The organism is Ectothiorhodospira sp. 9100 (genome assembly GCF_022227565.1).
Lineage (GTDB): Bacteria > Pseudomonadota > Gammaproteobacteria > Ectothiorhodospirales > Ectothiorhodospiraceae > Ectothiorhodospira > Ectothiorhodospira marina.
The window spans coordinates 1-1,685 of record NZ_JAJNAN010000105.1 but is presented as its reverse complement, the minus strand read 5'-3'; the positions used below and the strand labels follow the sequence as shown (position 1 = coordinate 1,685).

1 protein-coding gene is annotated in these 1,685 nt (G+C 66.5%); it reads right to left on the bottom strand.

Going from position 1 to position 1,685, the window contains the following annotated elements:
• Positions 1–2: 2 nt before the first annotated feature.
• Positions 3–1,685: vWA domain-containing protein (locus tag LPW29_RS15090; protein WP_238628695.1), on the bottom strand; the 1,683-nt coding region annotated here is incomplete at its 5' end.

Below are 1,685 nucleotides of genomic sequence, written 5' to 3'. Positions count from 1 at the left end.
CCTCAGGGCAGATAATCCAGGTGCAATGGGTAGACCCGGTCCCGATCGTCATCCGTGTCGTTGAGCTGGAACCACACATCCACCTGCTCGTTGATGGCCCGGTACTGCTCCAACTTGGCCAGCAGGCTCCACTCCAGCTCCGCACGCTGCTGCGTGGTCATGCTGGCAAACATCTCATCGGTCAGTGACAGGATATCGCTGCGATAGGGCAGGCTCTGGATGAACGCCGGCAACAGGCCCGTGTCCGCCAGTTGTGCCCCCTGCCCGATCTCCTCGGGCTGCTTCATGGTCTGCCCCGCCACCCCCTGCAGCGCCTCGAAGAACTGCGCCTGGGTGACCTCCGCCCGCATCAGCGCCTGCACCACCCGATCCAGGGACTGGGACAGGCTGCTCAACTGCTCACGGGTCACCAGGACACGCACATCCAGGGCCCGGTCCGCCGGGTTCACCAGGTCCCGGTCCAGCGACCAGGCAACGATGTCCTTGGGCGGGGTGGCCTCGCGGCCGATGTATTCCACCAACGCCGCCTGCCACAGGGCCGAGACCGAATCCAGCTCCGCGCCACCCTCGGATGCCGCAGGCGCCGCGGCCTGCCCTGCCCCAGGGTTCGGGCTCGCCTGGCCCGCCATGGCCTGGCGCAGCAACCCATTGATGTCGTCGGTCACCTGCTCCACCAGGGCCAGGTACTGCGCCTGCTCGAAGGCATCCACCGCCTCGATGGCGGAACGCCCGGCATCACCCCGCACCCGGGACAGGTGTCTGAACTGGGCATCGGCAACGGGATGGTCCGCCTCGGCACGGGGATCTTGCAGGTGCAGCGACAGCAGGTGAACCTGCGCATCGTCCAGTTCACGACGCAGGTCCACCTCGTCCTTGCCAGTGACGTTCTGGGCATGGCCCTTGGGATGGGCACTGGCGTCCCCCACCAGGATCATGAAACGCAGGGCATCCGGACGCCACGCCGAACGTAGCGCCACATCCACCCCGGCAAACACCTCCTCGGGATAATCCAGACTGCCCGCCTGCGTGGCCCGCGCCGAGTTCGACAGCAGGTCCACCAGGGCCTCCCCATCCACCAGTTCCGGCGTGTGGTTGCGGGTGACGTATTCCAGGGCCGGGATGATCTCGCTGCTGTCACGGTAGGTCACCAGACCAAAACGAAACCGCGCCGCCGCCTCATCGGTGAACTGACGGGTCATCCGCGCCACCGCGTCCCGGGTCATGTCGATGAACGGCTGCATGCTGCGCGTGGTGTCCATCACGAAAACGATATCCACCTGCAGGTCCGCCAGACCGGCACCCGCTTCGTCACGACCCACCCGGGACTGGCTGGCATACTCGGGATTATCCAGGGTGTCAGCACCCCGCGCCCGGGGCACCGCCGCCGCCAGTTGCAGCAGGCGGGCATCGTCACCCTGGATGCGCGTCTGCTCCCAGTCCAGGATCGGCAGCATGTAGAACTGCCGGGTGATGTCCACGAAACGCTCCGGCTCCATGCTCACCACCGATGCCGGGGCCTCACCCTGGCGGATGTCGGTATACAACGAACGGGCCCGCCCCGCCATGTCCATGTCATCCACCAGCGATTCCAGCGACGACAGGTCCTGGAACATCAGTACCGGACTGCGACCCTCGATGGGGTCCCCCGGGTGGGTGTAGGACACCAGCAGCGCCTGGCGCCACTC